This is a genomic window from Candidatus Edwardsbacteria bacterium (assembly GCA_031082425.1).
Lineage (GTDB): Bacteria > Edwardsbacteria > AC1 > AC1 > EtOH8 > UBA2226.
Window position 1 is genome coordinate 113,735 of record JAVHLB010000007.1, and the last position, 20,374, is coordinate 134,108.

General features: G+C 58.1%; 17 protein-coding genes. 8 read left to right on the top strand and 9 right to left on the bottom strand.

The window, feature by feature from the left end; translation table 11 throughout:
* Position 1: 1 nt before the first annotated feature.
* The 9 genes from RDU76_08510 to RDU76_08550 all read right to left on the bottom strand — a co-directional run bounded on the left by RDU76_08510 (position 2) and on the right by RDU76_08550 (position 8,643).
* The gene (locus RDU76_08510; protein ID MDQ7798965.1) at positions 2-1,354 is read right to left on the bottom strand and encodes a tetratricopeptide repeat protein; all 1,353 of its coding nucleotides are present in this window, start codon (positions 1,352-1,354) and stop codon (positions 2-4) included.
* Positions 1,355-1,494: 140 nt separating this feature from the next.
* Positions 1,495-2,460: a quinolinate synthase NadA gene (gene nadA, locus RDU76_08515; GenBank protein ID MDQ7798966.1), complete on the bottom strand. Its 966-nt coding sequence runs from the start codon at positions 2,458-2,460 to the stop codon at positions 1,495-1,497.
* A complete protein-coding gene (gene lpxK / locus RDU76_08520) occupies positions 2,457-3,527 on the bottom strand; it encodes a tetraacyldisaccharide 4'-kinase (protein MDQ7798967.1) in 1,071 nt (356 codons plus the stop codon). Before lpxK ends, nadA begins: the two co-directional genes overlap by 4 nt.
* 108 nt (positions 3,528-3,635) lie before the next feature.
* Positions 3,636-3,866 (bottom strand): hypothetical protein, encoded by a 231-nt coding sequence (locus RDU76_08525; protein ID MDQ7798968.1) that lies wholly within the window; start codon positions 3,864-3,866, stop codon positions 3,636-3,638.
* A gap of 2 nt (positions 3,867-3,868) precedes the next feature.
* On the bottom strand, positions 3,869-4,696 hold the full coding sequence (locus RDU76_08530; protein MDQ7798969.1) for a HAMP domain-containing protein: 828 nt from the start codon (positions 4,694-4,696) through the stop codon (positions 3,869-3,871).
* Positions 4,697-4,757: 61 nt separating this feature from the next.
* The gene (locus RDU76_08535; GenBank protein ID MDQ7798970.1) at positions 4,758-6,026 is read right to left on the bottom strand and encodes a 3-deoxy-D-manno-octulosonic acid transferase; all 1,269 of its coding nucleotides are present in this window, start codon (positions 6,024-6,026) and stop codon (positions 4,758-4,760) included.
* Complete coding sequence (gene rfaE1 / locus RDU76_08540; GenBank protein MDQ7798971.1) at positions 6,026-7,018, bottom strand: D-glycero-beta-D-manno-heptose-7-phosphate kinase; 993 nt, start codon at positions 7,016-7,018, stop codon at positions 6,026-6,028. The genes RDU76_08535 and rfaE1 overlap by 1 nt, the downstream gene beginning before the upstream one ends.
* Positions 7,019-7,183: 165 nt before the next feature.
* On the bottom strand, positions 7,184-7,804 hold the full coding sequence (locus RDU76_08545; protein MDQ7798972.1) for a T9SS type A sorting domain-containing protein: 621 nt from the start codon (positions 7,802-7,804) through the stop codon (positions 7,184-7,186).
* Between the two features lie 35 nt (positions 7,805-7,839).
* Positions 7,840-8,643, bottom strand: coding sequence for a hypothetical protein (locus RDU76_08550; protein ID MDQ7798973.1), 804 nt, complete (start codon positions 8,641-8,643; stop codon positions 7,840-7,842).
* A 611-nt stretch (positions 8,644-9,254) separates the two neighbouring features.
* On the opposite strand from RDU76_08550, the gene RDU76_08555 reads away from it, so the two are divergent.
* The 8 genes from RDU76_08555 to RDU76_08590 all read left to right on the top strand — a co-directional run bounded on the left by RDU76_08555 (position 9,255) and on the right by RDU76_08590 (position 20,344).
* Complete coding sequence (locus tag RDU76_08555; protein MDQ7798974.1) at positions 9,255-10,256, top strand: PhoH family protein; 1,002 nt, start codon at positions 9,255-9,257, stop codon at positions 10,254-10,256.
* A gap of 25 nt (positions 10,257-10,281) precedes the next feature.
* A complete protein-coding gene (locus RDU76_08560) occupies positions 10,282-12,510 on the top strand; it encodes an HDIG domain-containing protein (protein MDQ7798975.1) in 2,229 nt (742 codons plus the stop codon).
* Positions 12,511-12,536: 26 nt separating this feature from the next.
* Positions 12,537-12,965 carry an rRNA maturation RNase YbeY gene (gene ybeY / locus RDU76_08565; GenBank protein MDQ7798976.1) on the top strand — a complete coding sequence of 143 codons (429 nt, stop codon included), beginning with the start codon at positions 12,537-12,539 and terminating at the stop codon, positions 12,963-12,965.
* Between the two features lie 228 nt (positions 12,966-13,193).
* On the top strand, positions 13,194-14,543 hold the full coding sequence (locus RDU76_08570; protein MDQ7798977.1) for a hemolysin family protein: 1,350 nt from the start codon (positions 13,194-13,196) through the stop codon (positions 14,541-14,543).
* 600 nt (positions 14,544-15,143) lie between these two features.
* Complete coding sequence (locus tag RDU76_08575) at positions 15,144-15,791, top strand: DUF4037 domain-containing protein (protein MDQ7798978.1); 648 nt, start codon at positions 15,144-15,146, stop codon at positions 15,789-15,791.
* A 15-nt stretch (positions 15,792-15,806) separates the two neighbouring features.
* Positions 15,807-16,433, top strand: coding sequence for an alpha/beta hydrolase (locus tag RDU76_08580; protein MDQ7798979.1), 627 nt, complete (start codon positions 15,807-15,809; stop codon positions 16,431-16,433).
* Between the two features lie 141 nt (positions 16,434-16,574).
* Positions 16,575-18,863, top strand: a complete 2,289-nt coding sequence (locus RDU76_08585) for a glycosyltransferase family 4 protein (GenBank protein ID MDQ7798980.1) — start codon at positions 16,575-16,577, stop codon at positions 18,861-18,863.
* 35 nt (positions 18,864-18,898) lie between these two features.
* Positions 18,899-20,344 (top strand): glycoside hydrolase family 130 protein, encoded by a 1,446-nt coding sequence (locus RDU76_08590; protein MDQ7798981.1) that lies wholly within the window; start codon positions 18,899-18,901, stop codon positions 20,342-20,344.
* The last annotated feature ends 30 nt before the right edge of the window (positions 20,345-20,374 follow it).

Below are 20,374 nucleotides of genomic sequence, written 5' to 3' on the forward strand. Positions count from 1 at the left end.
ACTACCTCCGGGCCCGGTAGGAGGCCAGTTTTCTCCGGGCCTCCTCATGGGTGGGCTGCAGGTTGAGCACCTTCTCCCAGGCCTTGATGGCCAGTTCGAATTTCTCCAGCTCCTCGTAGGCCACCCCCAGGTTGAAGTAGGCCAGGGAGTAGTCCTCCCGCTTGGCGATGGCCTGGTTGAACAGCTCCACCGCCTGCTGATAGTCCTTCTTGATGCGGTACAGGCAGCCCAGGTTGTTGTAGGCCTCCGGGGCCTCGGGGGACAGGTCGATGGCCCTCTTGAAGGCCTCCACCGCCTCCTCCTTTTTGCCCAGGTCGCTCAGGGTCAGCCCCAGGTTGTTGTAGGCCTCGGCAAAATCCGGCCGGATGTCCAGGGCCCTGTGAAATTCCGCCTCGGCGGCCGCCAGCTCCCGGCGGTGAAAAAGCATCACCCCCCGGTCGTTATGCTCGTTGCCCTTCTGTCGCCTCCGTTCGTTGCTGATGTCCCGCTGTTCGTTGCGCTGGCCCTCCAAAAGCTCCTGCATGGTCTGCTGCAGTTTGATCAACTGCTTCTCCATCTCCTCCAGGCGGGACTGCCTGACGGCATCGGCCTCGCTCAGGGATTTCAGGTATTCGCCCGACCGGTCCATCATCTTGGCCAGACCCTCGTTCAGGCTGTCGGCATTAAGCCCCCGGCCCAGGGCCTCCACCATCCTCTCCTGCTTCTGGGATATCTCGGCCAGCAGTTCTGTTTCCCGGCTGCCCTGGGCGGCCCGGTTCTGCTGGTCCTCCAGGATCAGTTCCAGGATGTCGCCGAATTTGTTCTGGTTCAGCACCAGGGCCTCCTTGATATCAGAGGTGCTCTGCAGCATCGGAGCCAGATTATCCTTAAGCCCGCCCTGGGCGGCCCGATTCTGCTGATCCTCCAGTATCAATTCCAGGATGTCGGTGAACTTGGCCTGGTTCTGATCCAACGCGGATCTCAGATCGGCCAGGCTGCTCTGCACCGGCCCCAGGTCCACCGCCCCGACCGTGGACATTTTCTCCTTCAAACCGTGAAGCAGGTCGTTGGTGGCCTCGGCTTTTTTAAGCACATGCAGCTGGGAGGCGGCGGTGTTCTCCCGGGCCTCCTTGGTCTCGGCCAGGATGGATTTGAGGACCGCCAGTTGCTCCTCGCTGCCCGCCGGCTGGATCTTGCTGTCAATGGCAGGCAGGGAGCATTTGCCGGCCGCGCTGTCGAAGATCTCGCACTGCGCCTCCAGGCAGTCCTTGAGTTCCGTCTGGGGTGTTTCCTTCTCCTCGGTTATCTTTCCCTCGGAGTCGTATTTTATTTCCCTGATGGTGGTGTGCACCGACAGAAAGGGGCATTTATTCATTGTAAACTCCTAATATTCAATCTGTAAAAGATATCATAAACCGTTGGTTTCGTCAAGCGGGATTTTTGGAAGAGGACCTCACCCTTCCACTTCGATTGAAAAACAGTTTGTCTTCTCAGTGCAGGCTCTCTCCTAATGCATTAGGGGAGGGGTAGGGGAAAGGTCTGCTTTGCTACCTCCAGCATCCGCTCCAGCGCCAGCCTGGCCTTTTCGGCCACTTCGGCCGGGACCGTTATCTCATATTTCTGATTCTCCAGGCCCCAGGCCGCCTTGGCCAGGGTGATCATCTTCATGTTCCGGCACACCGCATTGGCCGCCAGGGGATATATGCCCTTTTGGGGATTGGCGGCAGCTAATTGATCGATCAACCCTTGTTCGGTTCCGATCACCCATTCGCTTATCTCCGGATGCTCCTTCACCGCCTGCACCATCCCATAGGTGGAGGCCGCCATATCGGCCCGCTCGATCACCTCCGGCGGACTCTCCGGATGGACGATAAAGGTGGCCCCGGGATGTTCTTCCCTGGCATTGATGATATCCCGGACCGTAAAGCGGTTATGCACATAGCAGTACCCCGGCCACAGGATCAATTTCCTTCCCGTCATCTTGGCGGCATATGCCCCCAGGTTCCTGTCCGGCACGAACAGGATCTCCCGGTCCGCCGGCAGCGAGTTGATTATATCCACCGCATTGGACGAGGTGCAGCAGATGTCGCTCTCGGCCTTGACCGCCGCCGTGCTGTTGACGTAGGTGACCACTATCGGGTTGTTGTGTTTTTCCCTGGCCTGGCGCAGGGCCTCCGGCGTGACCATATCGGCCATGGGGCAGCCGGCGCCCCGGTCCGGCAGCAGAACGGTTTTTTCGGGGTTGAGCAGCTTGGCGCTCTCGGCCATGAAGTGCACCCCGCAGAAGACGATGGTTTTGGCCTTGACCCTGACCGCCGCCTGGGCCAGGGCCAGGGAATCGCCAATGAAGTCGGCCAGCCTCTGGACCGGCAGCACTTGGTAGTTGTGCACCAGAAAGGCCGCATCCCGCTCTTCTTTGAGCCGGGATATTATTTTATACAGTTCTTCGTCTGGTAATCTTTGATAATCTTCCAGGATCATCGCCTTAGAGCCTCTTTGATGATTTCAAGTAATTTTCCCTTCCCTGACTCCGGACTAAAAGAGATCTCGATCTCCAGTACCGATAGCGGCTTCCCCGGGTTCCAGCCCGCCGGCAGTTTTACCGCATCCTTCTCGGTAGTGACCACGGCCCCGCAATCGACGGCCGCCCGCGATATCCTTTCCCGGTCGGACCGATCATAGGAATGATGGTCTCCGAAGATGATGTGACCCGAGATCTCGTATCCCAGCGCCTTGATGCTGTTCTGGAATGAATCCGGCCGGGCGATGCCGGAGAACAAAAGCAGTTTATTGCCATTTGCCGGTTTGATAGCCCCACTCACTGGTTGATCACTCAACGGTTTTAATCTGACGGCCCGGTGATCGCAGTAAAATACCGGCTGGCCTAGATGATATTTTTTCACCAGCCTTTCGATGGGTTGACAGCCGTCGTGGCCGCCGCATCTGGTGGCGATAATGATATCGGCCCGTTTAAGGGCCGGGGCCGGCTCCCGCAGCCGGCCGGCCGGCAGCAGCCAGCCGTTGCCCAGCGGCCGTTTGCCGTCCAGCAGCACGATATCCAGGTCCCGGGCCATCCGCCAGTGCTGGAAGCCGTCATCCATGATGATCACATCGGCCCCGGCTGCTGCCGCCATCTCCGCGGCCCGGATCCGGTCTTTGCCCACTATGACGATGGCCCTGCCCAGCAGTTTTTGAGCCATCAAAAAAGGCTCGTCGCCCGACTCGGCGGGGACGGCCAGGATCTTCTGCCAGTCGCTGATAACGGTTATTTCCGAGCCTTTGCCACCCGTCCTTTTGTAACCCCTGGATAATATGGCCGGTTTAAATCCCGCCGTCGATAGTTCCCCGGCCAGCATGATGCAGAAGGGGCTCTTGCCGGTGCCCCCGGCGCCTAGGTTTCCCACGCAGACCACCGGAAGCCGGCTTTTTTGGGTCTTTAAAAGCCCTGTCCGGTAGCCCGCCCTCCGCAATTGATAGACCAGAAGATACAGGATCGAAAAGGGCCAGAGAAAAATAACGGATGCTATGTCGGCTGATGCTGGCTTCATAATGCCATTAGGATAACCCATCCGGGATGAAATTACAACAATTTTATGTAAAAAGCCGCCCCGCAGAGGGCGGCATTTTACATCCTTATTTATGCAAAACCGAGAGCTTTAGGTCAGCTTGGCCACCAGCTGCGACAGCTCCTGAGCCTTGTCCTTCTCAATCACCAGGGAGCCGGAGATATAAAGCCACTTCGACAATTCGGCCAAATGCTCTTTCTGCAGCTGCTCGTAGTCCAGCCCCTGCAGATGATATTTGGTCTGCCTGACCAGGAACATCTTGGCGGCCGGCCCCAGATAGGCGGTGGAGATGCTCAAAACTCTCTGGGCGAGATCGGTCATGTTCATTTCCCCTGCTCCGTTTTATTTTCCGATTCCCCTTTTTCCATCATCACGATCTTCAGGCTGGCCACCATCCGGCCGAAGGAATCCGCCAGGTCGCCGATCTCGTCGTTCCGTCTGACATCCATCTTCACCTCCATGTCGCCCATGCTGATCCGGTTGGCGATCCGGTTGAGGCGGTTGACGTCCTTGATGATGGTCCCCGAGAACAGCAGGATGATGAACCCGGCGAACAGCACCGCGATGCCGATGATCAGGTAGATGGTGTTCCCGATGAACCTCTGCTTGGCGAGCACGTCCTTGCTGGTCATGTCCACCCCCACCAACCCCACCGAATTGCCCAGCGAATCCCGGATGGGGGCGTAGCCCGAGAGGAATGTCCCCCACTGGTCGGTCACGAATTCATTGTCGGCGCTGGGTCTTTGGAACCCGGCCAGCATTTCGTCATTGACCTCGTCGTATGCCTCGCCGATGGCGCAGGGCTCCTCGGGATCGGGATCCACCACGAACACCGCGCCCTCTTCGGTCTTCCGCATGGTGTAGATATAGGTGATGTGATCGTTGGCCTTCTGGACCCTGAGCAGGGCCTGGCCGATGGCCCCAAAGGCCGGGGTTCCCTCGTCGCCCGGCTTGATCCCGGCATGGAGATCGCCGTCGATGTTCACCGCAACGGCCGAGGCCACCGCCATCAGCTCGGTCCGCATCTGTTCCTTTAGGGCCTTCTTGGTATGATTGAAGGTATAGAAGAAAGCCAGTCCGGATATCAGCAGGATCATAATTATGAAGCTTAAGGTAAGCTTGGTCTTAAGGCTGTGGAAGAACTTTATCATTTTATCCTCGGTTAAATGTGAAATTGCTCAGGTGTCATTATATAACCTTGTTCAATACATTTCAAGCTTTTTTTATCGTTCGGATGATAATTTTTGCCGCCTTTTCCGAGGCCCCCCGTTTCTCCTCCACCATCTTCATGGCCCGGCCGCCAATATGGCCGATCGATCCACGGTCGGAGGATAATTTTTCCAGGATCCCTTTCAGCTCCCCGGCATCGGATACCTGCAGGGCCCCTTGGGCCGCCAGCAGGCTTTGGGCGCTCTCCCGGGCGTTGGACATGTGGGGTCCGAATATCACCGGCAGGCCCAGGGCCGCCGGCTCCAGCGGGTTGTGCCCGCCCACCGGCACCAGGCTGCCCCCGACGAAGGCGATATCGCCGGCGGCGTAGGCGTCTATCAATTCGCCCATGCTGTCCAGCAGCAGGACCGCCCTTGACCTTTCCGATCCGCTGATCTTGCTGCGTTGGGAAAACGGTACGTTCTTATGGGACAGTATCTGTTCCACCGCCGAAAACCTTTCCGGGTGCCGGGGGGCCATTATCAGCTTCATCCCGCCGGACAGCCCGGCCCAGGCATTCAGGATGATCTCCTCCTCGCCCTCCCGGGTGCTGCCCGCCACCAGTATCAGATCCTGCGGTGAAAATCCCAGGTCCGCCCTGAGTTTCATTTTTTGTTCCCGGCTGACCGGCCGCCGGATGGTGTCGTACTTGATGTTCCCGGCATTGATTATCTTGGCCGGAGCAACCCCCAATGACCGGTATCTTTCCGCATCCTCCGGGCTCTGGCAGGCAATGCATTCCACCCGGTTCAGCAGGGGCCGGAACAGGAATCCGAAGAAACGGTACCAGGGCAGCGACCGGTCCGACAGCCGGGCGTTGACGATGAACACCGGTATCCTCCGGGCATTGCAAAGCCACATCAGGTTGGGCCACAGTTCGGTCTCCATCAGCACCAGGGCCGAGGGTTTTATCCTGCCCAGCGACAGGGCGATCGAAAACAGAAAATCCAACGGCAGGAAGAAAGTGGCCGATCCCGGATTGATCCTGGCCGCCCGGGCCTGCCCGGTCTGGGTCATGGTGGAGATGACCGTTCTATATTCCGGAGCCTCTCCACCCAAGGCTTCGATCAGGGGCGGGATCAGGGCCGCCTCGCCCATGGAGGAAGCATGGAGCCAGATGGGATTCCCCTGAGCCTTGGGGACCAGCCCGCATCTCTGGCGCCACTTCTTATTGCCCGAAAAGGCGCCGGCCAACAGCAAATATGGCCAACCCAAAAGGAAGGCCATGGTCAAAACGATATTATATAAAATGATCCCCAGCAAAAGATCCATTACCAGTTTTTCAACGCCTCCTTAAGTTCATTCACCGAGACCGCGGCCACTCCGAATTTGGAGACCTCCACCCCGGCCGCATGGTTGGCCAGGACCGCCGCCTCCAGAAAACTGGCTCCGGCCGCCAGGGCCAGGGTCAGCACCGCGATCACCGTGTCCCCGGCCCCGGAGACATCGTAGACCTCCTTGGCCATGGTGGGTATGTGTTCTGACTTGTTCCCGGCGGTCACCAGATACATCCCCCGGTCGCCGGCGGTGATCAGCACCGCCCTGGTCTTGAGCCCGGCCATCAGTTTTTTGCCGGCCTTCAGCATGTCCTGGGGCCCGGCTATCTTCATCCCCAGGGCCCGTTCGGTCTCCAGCACATTGGGCTTGAACAGGGTCACCCCCTTGAAATCCAGGAAATGATTGAATTTGGGATCCACCGTGACGATCTTTTTATGCCTGCGGCACAGCTCCAGAGCGGCTTTGAGCACCCTGTCGGTGATCAGCCCCTTGTTGTAATCCTCGATCAGCACCGCATCGGCCGCGGGGACAAGTTTTTTCAGCCGGGCGATGACCCTGGCCTCCGAGGCCGGCGACAGGTCCTGGCGATGCTCCCGGTCCACCCGCACCACCTGCTGGTGATGGGCCACTATCCTAGTCTTGATGGTGGTGTGGCGGGAGGGATCCTCCACCAATCCGCTTTTTGATATTTTCCTTTTCTGAAACTCTTTCAAGATGGTCTGGCGGGGACGGTCCCGGCCGATCACCCCCACCGGAACCACCTTGGCCCCCAGGCTGGCGATGTTCCAGGCCACGTTGGCCGCGCCGCCCAGCAGGTATTTCTCCTCGCTGACCTCCACCACCGGCACCGGGGCCTCCGGCGATATCCGGCTGACCTGTCCGAACAGGTATTCGTCCAGCATCAGGTCGCCCAGCACCAGGATGGTTTTATGCCTGAAGCTGTTGATCAGGGCGTCGGATCGCTTTTTATCCAGTTTGAGCTGCATGGTTGGTCTATATCAATTATCCAGTGTTTATCGTAAGTGTCACTATCTTAAAACACTTGGCGGATAATGTCAATGATAATTTTTGCAGACCATTGGTAAATGATCAATAACTTAAAATCAAAGAGGCGGCTTTCCCACCGCCTCTTTAAAATAAAATTGGTACCCTTACTTTATCACCATCATTTTCTTGGCCGCATTATGTTCACCCGCTTTCAGCCGATAAAAATATACGCCGGAACTAACTTCATTGCCCACATTGTCCCTGCCGTTCCAGGATATTTTATGCCGCCCGGCATTTTTATATGAATTCACCAATGTTCTTACCCTCTGCCCCAGCATATTGTATACGGCCAACTCAACAAAAGCCGGCTTGGCCAATGAAAACTCAACTTCGGTTCTTCCCTTGGAAGGATTGGGGAAAATATTCATGAACAGTTTAACGGGCCTATTCTCTTCCACAGGTTCTCCCGTCACCCCGCCCGGGATACCATTTGCATTCACTCTTTGGGCGTAAACGTTATTAAAAACGATCATATTAGGGTCACCGTACCATGTTGCAATAGCTCCACCGGCTAAGTCACCAATCACTTGCTGGTAATCATTAGTATTCATTGTAGTACAAACAGGCACGCCGGTAGTTTCCCATAAAACAACTCCGCTTGAATCTACCCGCTGGGCATATAGATGGGTGCTGTAGTTCCAGATTGCCACAACACCACCATATCCATCTTTGTCGGCATCATTTTCACCGCCACTGGGAAGCGTTTCATGTAATGGAACACCCAAACCCCAGCATATATTACCTAAGGAATCAATACGATTTACAGAATCACCAGTACTACCAATGCCCCCCCCCTATTATCAATATTTATCTTACCATAGTTACCAATAACAACGCCAGTATCAGACCATTGCATTGTTCTGTTACTATCAATACTTTGCATATATGTTTTCATAACAGTGTAATCGAACCAATTAATTAATGCTTTCCCATTATTATCTGTAATGGGTTTGTATGATTTTTGATTTCCTGACTTTGAACAAAATAATTCGCCATTTATCTGCCATTTAATACCTCCTTGTGCATTTATATATTGACCGTATGCGTTCATTTCATTACTGCCATTTCTATAATCATCCCACCACGTAATTATCGCACCACCCAGGTTATTGCTACAAATCCAGGGCCAAAACTGTATGCTGTCCGCTGTGCATACAGGCACGCCGTCTATTGCCCATGCGGGGTTGCCTGCGCTGTCTATTCTTTGGGCGTATATATTATCGCTGGTAGTGGCCTGGTCCCTGCCATCAACATACGCTATAATAGCACCGCCAAGCCCGTCACTGCATAGGTCAACATACCCGCTCATCTGGTTGCATACCAACACCCCGTTCTCGGGCCATACCCTGTTACCCAGACTGTCTATTCGTTGAGCAAATACCCTGGTATAACCCAAACCTCCGCGGGTGTCTTCCCAGGCTACTATCGCCCCGCCATAACCATCGGCCACTATTTCGGGATAACTGGCATAACTGCTCGATAAGCTACACACCGGAACGCCCTGGCTTGGCCACACAAAATTACCGCCCGAGTCCACCCGCTGGGCGTAGATATCGTCGTCCAAGTTCACCTGATCCCGATAACATTCCGTCCAGCAGATAATGGCTCCGCTATTTCCATCGCTTACGATCTTGGGCAGGGCCGAAGGCGCGGTATCGCACACCGCTATCCCGTTGGGCTGCCAGCCCGGTGCTTTGGACCCCACCCTTTTCCCCTCCCCCTTCGTTTCAAAACGTGGGGTCATTCTCAGGGCAGGCTCTCGAGGGGAGGGGTAGGGAGAGGTCGGGGTTAGGTCGGGCTTGGGCCGGGAATCACCCTCCCGCTGTTCAAATTCGAACAAACGGCGACCAGGCTGGGCGTAGGTTCCCGACCAAAACAGTGACAGCAATATTAAACATAATATATGTTTTTTCATGGTCAATTATCTCACTATTTATTGATGTATACTATAGTTTATACGATACATTTTTGTCAAGGACATATTACATATTTTTTACCTTGCTTTTCCCTTGCGCAAACGGTTGCGGTATGTTATATTAATTAGCCGGAAAGGCCGGCGGGATAGCGATGTTTTGAGCAGCGGAGATACCTGCCGGTTGCTGTCCGGGATGTCCGGTCCAAAGCGGGGCAATGTGCTATCGAAGGCAACCATTCATAAATGCAGAACATACGAGCATGACCAGAGAAACATCGGAAATAACCGAGCGCATCTCCCTGGCGGGGATAGACGCCGCCAACCTGCTGGGGGCCGGCGACGCCAACCTGAAGCTGATCCAGCATTCCTTCAGATCCAGGCTTACCGCCCGGGGCGACGAGGTCATCATCACCGGCCAGCCCCGGGAGCTGGAGATGCTGACCAGCTTGATCCTGCGTTTGCGGGAGAAGGTGGAATCGGGCGCGGTGCTCACCGAGCGGGACATCGGCTATGCCATAGACGACCTCCGGCAGCAGCCGGCCGCCGGTCCCTCCCGGGAGAGGCCGGCCGGGCTCTCGGCCCTGAAAAAACTGATCAAGGCCAAATCGCCGGGACAGGAAAGCTATCTGGAGGCCATGCAGGGCAGCGACCTGGTGATCGCCATCGGCCCGGCCGGCACCGGCAAGACCTATCTGGCGGTGGCCGCCGCGGTGGCGGCCCTCAACGAGCGGCAGGTGGAGCGGGTGGTCCTGTGCCGACCGGCGGTGGAGGCCGGCGAATCGCTGGGCTTCCTGCCGGGCGACCTCAAGGAGAAGATCGACCCCTACATGCGGCCGCTGTACGACGCCCTGTACGACATGATGTCCCCGGAGAAGGTCAACCGCTTTCTGGCCAACGATATCATCGAGATCGTGCCCCTGGCCTACATGCGGGGCCGGACCCTGAACAACTCCTTCGTGATCCTGGACGAGGCCCAGAACGCCACCAAGACCCAGATGAAGATGTTCCTGACCCGGCTGGGCTTCAACTCCCGGGCCGTCATCACCGGGGACATCACCCAGATAGACCTGGCCCGCAGCGACAGCTCCGGGCTGATCGAGGCCCGCAACATCCTGCAGGGGGTGGAGGGCATCAGCTTCGCCACCCTGGGAGAGCGGGACGTGGTGCGGCACCGGCTGGTGCATCATATCATCCAGGCCTACCAGAACCATTCCGGCAACGGGCCGACCGATCCCGGGGCCCAAGGAGGCCCGGCCGACTGACCGGATTATGCTCAAGACATCATTAATGAAAATAACAACTCTGGCCAGGAACCTGTGGCCCCTGAACCCCCAATCCAGAAAATTCCAGCTCTTCTGGATAAAACGGGTGGCCCTGGCCGGCATCCTGCTGCTGGTGATCGCCAACCTGTTCTCCCCGGCCCGCAACGACGAGATCAAGCTCAAGGTCGGGGCCACCTCCCCGCGGGACATCCAGGCCCCGTTCGATTTCCAGCTGGTAAAGGATCCCGCCCTGCTCCAGGCCCAGCAGGACAGCGCTGCCTCCCAGGTGCTGGCCATCGTCTACCGCAACCCCGAGTTCGACCGGAAACTATACAGCGATGTGGAGCTTTTCCTGATCAACCTTTCCAATCTCCGCCAGGAGGACGAATATCTATCCACTAAATTGGCCTCCATTCAGTCCTGGAAGCTGAACCTGAGCCGCGGCACCGCCGATCTGCTGCTGACCGTGCCCGGCCTGTACTCCTTTCAGCAGGGGCTCAAGGACATGGCCCATTCCCTGCTGGAGCCGGGGGTGCTGCCCTTAAGCGACGGCCAGGCCAAAATGCTGGGACCCGAAGTGGTGCTGCGGCAGGGACACGACCTGCAGAGGGTCCCGACCTCCCGGCTGTTCACCATGGAATCCCTGCCCCTGCTGATCAAGGCCAAGAGCCAGGCGGCCTTCCCCAGTTCCGAGCCCATGGCCAAGGCCCTGGCCGAGGTGGCGGCAAAACTGCTGGTGCCCAATTTGACGGTGGACACCAGCGAGGTGGGATCGGCCCGGGCCCGGGCCCGGGAATCGGTCTCCCCATACACCGGCCAGGTGAGCAAGGGGGAAAAGATAGTTTCCGCCTACCAGAGGGTGGACCAGACAACGGCCCAGAAACTCCATTCGCTGCAGCTCAGGCTGGATGAGATCACCACCGTCTCCCGGCGCAGCGGCTGGAACTATGTGCTGACCCTGCTTTCCCGGCTGCTGGCCCTGGGCTTCTTCCTGGGCATCCTGACCTTCTATCTGATAAACTTCCGCCCGGAAGTTTTTCGCAACTTTCACTCGCTGATGATCCTGGCCAGCATCATTCTGCTGAGCGTATTGTCCGGCTGGCTGGTGCTGTCCCGCCCCGATTTCCCGCCCTACCTGCTCCCGGCGGCCCTGGGACCGATGCTTACCAGCCTGCTGTTCGACATTCCGCTGGGGGCGGTGATGGCCGTCACCGCCAGCCTGCTGTTCGGGGTGGTCACCGAACTGAGCCTGCCCATCACGGTGGTGGCCCTGGCCTCCGGCTCGGTGGCCTCCTTCCTGGTCAAGGGCCTGCGCAGCCGCTTCCAGTTCATCATCACCAGTTTCTTTGCCATCACCCTGGCCAGCGGCCTGGCCATCGCCGCCATGGAATACCTGAAGCTGTCGCCCTTCCAGCAGATCCAGCGCTCCCTGCTGATGGCCCCGGCCAGCGCCTTTCTGTCGATCGTGCTGACCCTGCTGCTGCTGCCGGTGCTGGAGGCGGTCTTCAACACCACCACCGATTACAGCCTGCTGGAGATGGCCGACCCCGACCAGCCCCTTTTAAAGCGCCTGTCCATCGAGGCCACCGGGACCTTCCAGCACAGCCTGCTGGTGGGCAACCTGGCCGAGGTGGGGGCCAAGGCCATCGGGGCCAACAGCCTTCAGGCCCGGATCATGGGCTATTACCACGATATCGGAAAACTGGCCAAGCCGGACTATTTCATCGAGAACCAGGGCGGGGCGGCCAACCGCCACGACAGCCTGGCCCCCAAGATGAGCTTTCTGGTGGTGGCCTCCCATGTCAAGGAGGGGATGGAGCTGGCCCGCAAGCACCGGCTGCCGCAGATCATCCAGGATGCCATCGCCCAGCACCACGGCACCACCCTGGCCAAGTATTTCTACCACAAGGCCAATCTTTCCTCCGAGGGCAAATTGCTGGAGGGGGATTTCCGATATCCGGGACCCAAGCCCCAGTCCAAGGAGATCGGCCTGGTGATGCTGGCCGACGTGGTGGAGGCCTCGGTCAGGTCTTTGAAGGACCGCAATCCCAAGCGGGTCCGCCGGATGGTCAAGGCCACCATCGCCGACAAGGCCAACGAGCTGGAGCTGGATGAGTCCAATCTGACCCTTCATGACCTGCACCTGGCCGGGGAGGCCTTCCTGCCGGTGCTGCTGGCCCTGTTGCATCCCCGGATAGAATACCCCGAGGCCAAGAACGGCCCAGAATCAAAAAACAATCACCCCCAGGGTTAACCAGATAAATTTAATTGCCGGTTGCCATGATGACCGTTTTCATCGAATGCCTGGACAGCTCATCCCCGGTCAGGGAGGCCGGATTGAAACGCTGCATCTGCCGCATCCTGGCGGCCGAGGGCTATGCCGATTACGACCTGACATTGATCCTGGCTGACAGCGCCTGTCTGCGGCGGCTCAATAAAAGATATCGCAGCATCGACAAGGTGACCGACGTCATCTCCTTCGCCATGCTGGAAGGCCACGTCCCGCCGGTGGCCGATGCCAACCTGGGGGACATCTATATCTCCCTGCCCCGCACCAGGAGGCAGGCCCGGGAATACCGGGTCAGCTTCGAGGAGGAGCTTAAACGGCTGGTGGTCCACGGGCTGCTGCATTTGATCGGTTATGATCATATCAAGCCCGGCCAGGCAAAAAAGATGCGGAAGAAGGAAGAGCTGTACATCAGTTATTAGTTGTTGGTTATTTGTCATTCCTGTGAGACCTATCATCGCTGAGGCGGGTTGCAGGAATCCTGGATTTTTTTGTGGGTTCCCGACTTCTCGGGAATGACAATCATTGTGGATTGCTTCATTTGTCAGGCTGTGATGTTTTCTCGCAATGACCATTTAGAATAAAATAGAAATTCTTGGCGCCTTTGAGCCTTTGTGGCTAAACAATAACCCAACACAAGGAGTCCTTTTTTGGATAGCAACCTATGGTTTGAGGTCCTTTTCATCGCCCTGCTTATCCTGCTCAACGGCTTCTTCTCCGCCGCCGAGATCGCCCTGATCTCGGTCCGCAAATCCCGCCTTAAAGAACTGGCCCAGAACGGCAGCCGCAAGGCCGGCATCATCCTGAACATTCTGGAGGATCCCTCCCGCCTGTTCGCCACCATTCAGATCGGCGTCACCTTCGTGGGCTTTCTGGCCGCCGCCATCGCCGCGGTCAGCAGCTACAAGATACTGGCCGACTGGATCTCCCGTTTTCCCGTCTGGTTCATCAGCTCCAACAGCCAGCCCATCGCGGTGGCCCTGGTGACGGTTATCGTATCCCTGGTGACCTTGATCTTCGGCGAGCTGGCCCCCAAGAACATCGCCCTCAAGCATGCCGAGGCCATCGCCCTGATGGTGGCCGATCCCCTGAACCTGATGGCCAAGGGCGCCAAGCCGCTGATCTGGCTGCTGGCCAAATCCAGCGACCTGGTGCTGTCGCTGTTCGGCATCAAGAAGGTCCATAACAATCAGCTGGTGACCGAGGACGAGATCCGCTCCCTGCTGCGGGCCGGGCACGAGCAGGGGCTGCTGGACCGCTCCGAGACCGAGATGATCCACGGCATCTTCGAGCTGGGCGAGACCACCGCCAAGGAGATCATGGTGCCCCGGATAGACATGGTCAGCGCCGAGGACAACCTGACCCTGGGAAAGGTTTTGCGCCTGATGGACCAGTCGGGCCACTCCCGGATCCCGGTGTTCCACGATACGGTGGACAACATCGTGGGTTTCGTGCACGATGAGGATGTCAACCGGGCGCTGAAGAACAAGGAGCGCTCCGCCCCCATCACCGACATCATCCGGCCGGCCCATTTCGTGCCCGACTCCAAGAAACTGGACAGCCTGCTGGAGGACTTCAAGGCCTGGAAGACCCACGGCGCCATCGTGGTGGACGAGTACGGCGGCACCGCCGGGATGGTGACCCTGGACGACGTGCTGGAGGAGATCGTGGGCGATATCCGGGACGAGTTTGACACCGAGGCCCCGCACTACAAGAGGATCGACGACCGCAGCTGCCGGATAGACGCCCGGATGGACATCGAGGAACTGAACGAGGCCCTGGGGACCGGCTTTCCCACCGAAGGCTACGAGACCTTCGGGGGGTTCATTTACGACATCGCCGGCAAGGTGCCCACAGTGGGCGACAAGCTGCGCTGGCCGCTGGCCGACCCGGCCTGGGAGTTCGTGGTGGAGAACGTCAGCCGGAGAAGGATCATCTCGGTGCGGGCCAAGCGGCTGGGCAAAACGACAGCCAAGACACCGCCGGCGCCCAAAGAATAAAAAACCTGACCGCTTCATAAGTGCATCATGTCAGCCTTCTCAGCACGACGCCTTGATCCCCCTCCCGCAAGGAGGGGGAAAATATCACCCTGAGGCTGGGATCATGCACGGCAAACCGAATGGGTGACGCAGAATAAAAAATATCTAATTTATATCTTCACTATGTCAAAATTCATTCCCGGCCTAAAATTATCAGAGCTGTTCTTTAAAAAGGCCGTAAAACCTTTAATAAAATCGGGATTCCCCGGGCTCGAATATTCCGCCGGGCTTATCGATCATGGTTCTGAAGTGCTGGGCTTCGATACGGAACTTTCGACCGATCACCATTGGGGTCCGAGGGTTTTGCTTTTTATTTCCCCAAAAGACATCGGGCTGAAAAAACAGATTTTTGACTTTCTCGGCAGGAATCTGCCCCCGTCCTTTCGGGAATACTCAACACATTTCGGCGATCCCGACCAAGCCGGTGTTAGGCTCCTGGCCGCAGCAAAAGCGGGACAGCCCATAAGCCATCGCGTGGAAATCCACACCATCGGATCATTTTTCAAAAACTATCTTTTAATCGAGCCTAAAAATGCTCTTACTGCTTCCGGGTGGCTGACATTGTCCGAACAAAAGCTCCGAACCATCCGGAGCGGCAAAATATTTCACGACCAACTGGGCTTGAAACAAATCCAAAACAAGCTGCATTATTTCCCCAGGGATATCTGGCTCTACATGCTGTCGTCGGAATGGACCAAGATAAGCCAGGAAGAGCCCTTTGTCGGGCGCTGCGGCGATGTAAATGACGAGATGGGATCTAGGATTGTGGCTGCGCGGCTGGTGCAATCCATCATAAAACTCTGTTTTTTGATGGAAAGGGAATACGCCCCATACAGCAAATGGTATGGCACGGCCTTTTCCCGTTTGAAGTGTGCCAAAAAACTTTCTCCGGTTCTGCACAAGGTCCTGGCCTCGGAAAACTGGAAGGAACGCGAAAAACATCTTTCGCTGGCATATAAGATCGTTGCCCAAATGCACAACAGCCTCAAATTGACCAGGCCTATGGCCGCGGACGTTTCGCAGTTTTATAACCGGCCATATTTGGTGATCCGCGCGGGCATTTTTGCCAGTGAACTTAAGAAGAGGATCAAAGACCCTGCCGTTAAAAGGATCCCGGCCGATATCGGCTCGGTGAACCAGTTCACAAATACCGTCGATCTTTTGGAAAATAATGAACTATTGAAGCGGATGAATATCCTGTACCGATAAATTTTATACCGTTTTATGAAAAAGAAAATCCAAATATTACTCATTCACGGCGGGACCACTTTTAAAAAGCATAAAGATTATTTAAAGTTCCTTAAGACCCGGCCGGTCTCCATCGAGAAGCGGATACGCTGGAGCGAAGAATATCTGGATATAAGATTGGGCCGGGACTTTGAGATCATCCGGCCCGTCATGCCGCTAAAAGAGAATGCCAGATACGATGACTGGAAGATCCATTTTGAAAGATACTTTCCATATTTGAGGAATGATCTAATCCTGATAGGCACTTCCCTGGGTGGCATATTCCTGGCCAAATATCTTTCGGAGAGCAGATTCCCAAAAAGAATATTATCGGTCTATTTGATCTGCCCGCCGTTCGACGACACCCTGCCGGGGGAAGATTTGGCAGGTGGATTCAAACTTAAAAGCGACCTTTCTTTGATCGAGAAGAATACCAGAAACCTTTATCTGCTTTTTTCCCGGGACGATGATGTCGTTCCGGTATCCCATGCCGCCAAATACGCCGCAAGATTGAAAAAGGCAAATATCATAATTTACGCCAGCAAGAACGGGCATTTTAAACTGTCAGAATTCCCGGAGATCATAAAAACGATACGGAATGACGTAAATTATATGTCACACTGAGATGCCCTACTTGCCCGACAAGCCGAATGGGTGTAAAAACCCCGCAGTCAACCTCGTTCCATGAGATAGCAAACCCGACTGCTGAGCCGATCAGCCAAAGGCCACGGGGGTGAACCTGGCCCACCCGGAAAGACAGGTTTTATGTCCAAATCATCCGATATCCACAAGATCGCCTTCCTGGGCGACTACCTTCCCAGGAAGTGCGGCATCGCAACCTTCACCACCGACCTGCGCACCTCGGTGGCGGCGGAGTTCCCCGCCACCCAGTGCCTGGTGGTCCCGGTCAATGACGTCGAGGGCGGCTACGATTATCCGCCGGAGGTGCGGTTCGAGATCGCGGAGCAGGACCTGCCGTCCTACCTGAGGGCGGCCGACTTTCTCAACATCACCAACGTGGACGTCCTCTGCGTGCAGCACGAGTTCGGCATCTACGGCGGGGCGGCCGGCAGCCACCTGCTGGCCCTGCTGCACAAGCTGCGGATGCCCGTCGTCACCACGCTTCACACCATCCTGCGCGAGCCCAACCCCGAACAGCGGCGGGTGATGCGCGAGTTGATCCGGCTTTCCACCCGGCTGGTGGTGATGTCGGAAAAGGGCCGGGAATTCCTGCGGGATGTCTACCAGGCGCCGGCCGACAAGATAGACCTCATCCCCCACGGCATCCCCGAGATGCCATTCGCCGACCCCAATTATTTCAAGGATGAGTTCGGGGTGGCCGGCAAGCAGGTGCTGCTCACCTTCGGGCTGCTTTCGCCCAACAAGGGCATCGAGTACGCCCTGAAGGCCCTGCCGGCCATCATCGCCGAATTCCCCAACACGGTCTACATCGTGGTAGGCCAGACCCACCCCAACCTGCTGCGCGCAGAGGGCGAGTCCTACCGGTTGAGCCTGGAGCGGATGGCCAAAGAGCTGGGGGTCCAAAAGCACGTGGTGTTCTTCAACCGCTTCGTCGAGCTGGAGGAGCTGACCCGGTTCATCGGGGCCACCGACATCTACCTCACCCCCTACCTGACCGAATCGCAGATAACCTCGGGCACCCTGGCCTACGCCTTCGGGGCCGGCAACGCGGTGGTGTCCACCCCCTACTGGCACGCCCAGGAACTGCTGACCGAGGAGCGCGGCAAACTGGTGCCGTTCCGGGACCCGCAGGCCATCGCCGGGGCCGTCATCGGCCTGTTGCACGACGCGCCGCTGCGCCATTCGATGCGCAAGAACGCCTACCAGCTGGGGCGGGGCATGGTGTGGAACCGGGTGGCCCATCTTTTTGTGGACTCCTTCCGCCGGGCCGGCCAGGAGCACAGCTTCGTGGGGCGAAAATCCTCGCCCATCAGGACCCTTGACGAGCAGCCCGACCAGCTGCCGGCTCTCAAGCTGGACCACCTGTACCGCCTGAGCGACTCGACCGGGATATTCCAGCACGCCAGCTTCACGGTCCCCAATTTTGCCGAGGGCTACTGCACCGACGACAACGCCCGGGCCCTGCTGCTGATGTTGATGCTCCAGCAGGCGGGGCACAGCACCCCCCGCAGCAACGAGCTGGCGGCCACCTATGCCGCCTTTTTGAACCATGCCTTCGTCCGCAAGACCCGCCGCTTCCGCAATTTCATGAGCTTCGACCGCCGCTGGCTGGAGGATGTCGGCTCGGAGGACTGCCACGGCCACGCCCTGTGGGCCCTGGGGCTCTGCATGGGACATGCCGGCCATGGCAGTTTCCACATGCTGGCGGCGGAGCTGTTCGAACAGGCCCTGCCGGTCGCCCCCGGGCTGACCTCGCCCCGGGCCTGGGCCTTCGCCCTGATCGGCATCGACCAATACCTGCGGCGCTTGAGCGGCGACCGGCGGGCCGGCCAGATCCGGGAATCTCTGACCGCCAAGCTGATGCAGCGCTACGCCGACGCCTCAAGCCAGGACTGGCAATGGTTCGAGGACGTGGTCTCCTACACCAACGCCAAGCTGCCTCACGCTTTGATCCTAAGCGGCCGCAGCATGAACAACGCCGAGATGCTGGAGACCGGCCTTAAAACGCTGCGCTGGCTGGTCAGGGTCCAGACCTCCGATACCGGCTCCTTCCGGCCGGTCGGCTCCAACGGATTCTTCCCCAAGGGGCAGGCCCGGGCCCTGTTCGACCAGCAGCCGATAGAAGCCCAGGCCACGGTATCGGCCTGCATCGAGGCCTATTCGGCCACCGGCGACATGTACTGGGCGGCCGAGGCCCGCCGGGCCTTCGAATGGTTTCTGGGACGGAACGATCTGGGACTGGCCCTGTACGATTCCACCACCGGGGGCTGCCGCGACGGCCTGCACGTCGACCGGGTCAGCCAGAACCAGGGGGCCGAATCCACCCTGGCCTTCCTGCTGGCCCTGGCTGAGATGCAGACCCTCCAGAGCACCCTCACCAGTTTCAACGGGTCGCCGGATGAACAGCGATGAATAAATTGATCTCCCCCGCCATAGCGCCTCCGGTCCTGCAGGCCAAACGCATCGGACCGGTGATCTCCCCGGACCGCTCCCGGGTGTTGCTGCGGCCCTTCTATCCCGTCCGGAAGGATATCGCCCGGAGGATAGTGTCCCAGGTGATGGCCCTGACCGACGAAGCGGCGGCCCGGCTTCTGGCATCGGTGCTGAGCGAGTTCAAAGACCGGCATACCAACGTTGAGCAGACCTTCTGCAATCGTTTCCGGCAGGTCCAGCGCTACCTAAAAGACCGGCAGGAGACCACCCCGGAAAGACAGCTGCTGATCGGGGCCTACTTCTCGCATGAATATTCCCCGGAGTCGGCCGCCCTGTTCAATCCGTCCATCGTGCCTCATCCCGACCAGACCAAGCTTCCGGCGGGCTCGCTCCGTTTTGTGTTGAGCCTGCGGGCCACCGGCGAGGGGCACATCTCATCCATCACCTTCCGCACCGGCACCGTCAGCGCCAAACACCGCATCAAGCTCACGCCGCCGGTTCCCTTTGTGACGGAGCCGGAGCCCCTGCCCAACGCGGTATACCAGAAGGATCTCTTCGCCCGCAAGCTCCAGGAGGCCGGCCTGCACAGCAACTTCTGCCGGCGGGTGGTGGACCAGCTGCCCGGGGAATTCGTCCTGGACGACCTGCGCCGGATGCTGAAAGCGGAGCGCCGGAAGATGACCCCGGTCGATGCCCTGGCCGACCGGGCCGCCCAGGGCATCCTGCTGCTGGCCGAATCCAACTACCAGGTGCGGTTCGATCCCTCCAGCCATCTGGCCCAGCGGATCCTGTTCCCCTCGGTGCCCAGCCAGAGCAACGGCATCGAGGACGCCCGGTTCGTCATGTTCCGGGACGACGACGGCAGCCTTACCTACTACGCCACCTACACCGCCTACGACGGCAGGATCACCCTGCCCCAGCTGCTGGAGACCGCCGACTTTATCCATTTCAAGTTCCTGACCCTCAACGGCCCGGCCGTCCAGAACAAGGGCATGGCCCTGTTCCCCCGCAAGATCGACGGGCATTACGCCATGCTGTCGCGCCAGGACGACCAGAATATTTTGTTGATGTACTCCGACAATATCCATTTCTGGCAGACGCCCCGGATGCTGCTGCAGCCGGCCCAGCCCTGGGAGATGGTCAAGATCGGCACCTGCGGGTCGCCCATAGAGACCGAGGCCGGCTGGCTGGTGCTGAGTCACGGGGTCGGTCCCATGCGGAAGTACTGCCTGGGGGCCTTTCTGCTGGACCTGAAGGACCCCTCGCGGGTGATCGGCCGCCTGCGCCGGCCGCTGTTGTCTCCCAACCAGGACGAGCGCGAGGGCTACGTGCCCAATGTGGTGTACACCTGCGGCGCTTTGCTGCACGGCCGGGAGCTGGTGATACCTTACGCCATGAGCGACTATGCCAGCAATTTTGCCACCGTGCCGATAGACGACCTGCTGGCTGCGATGGAGTGAATGATAGATAAGTGTGTTTAGATAATAGAT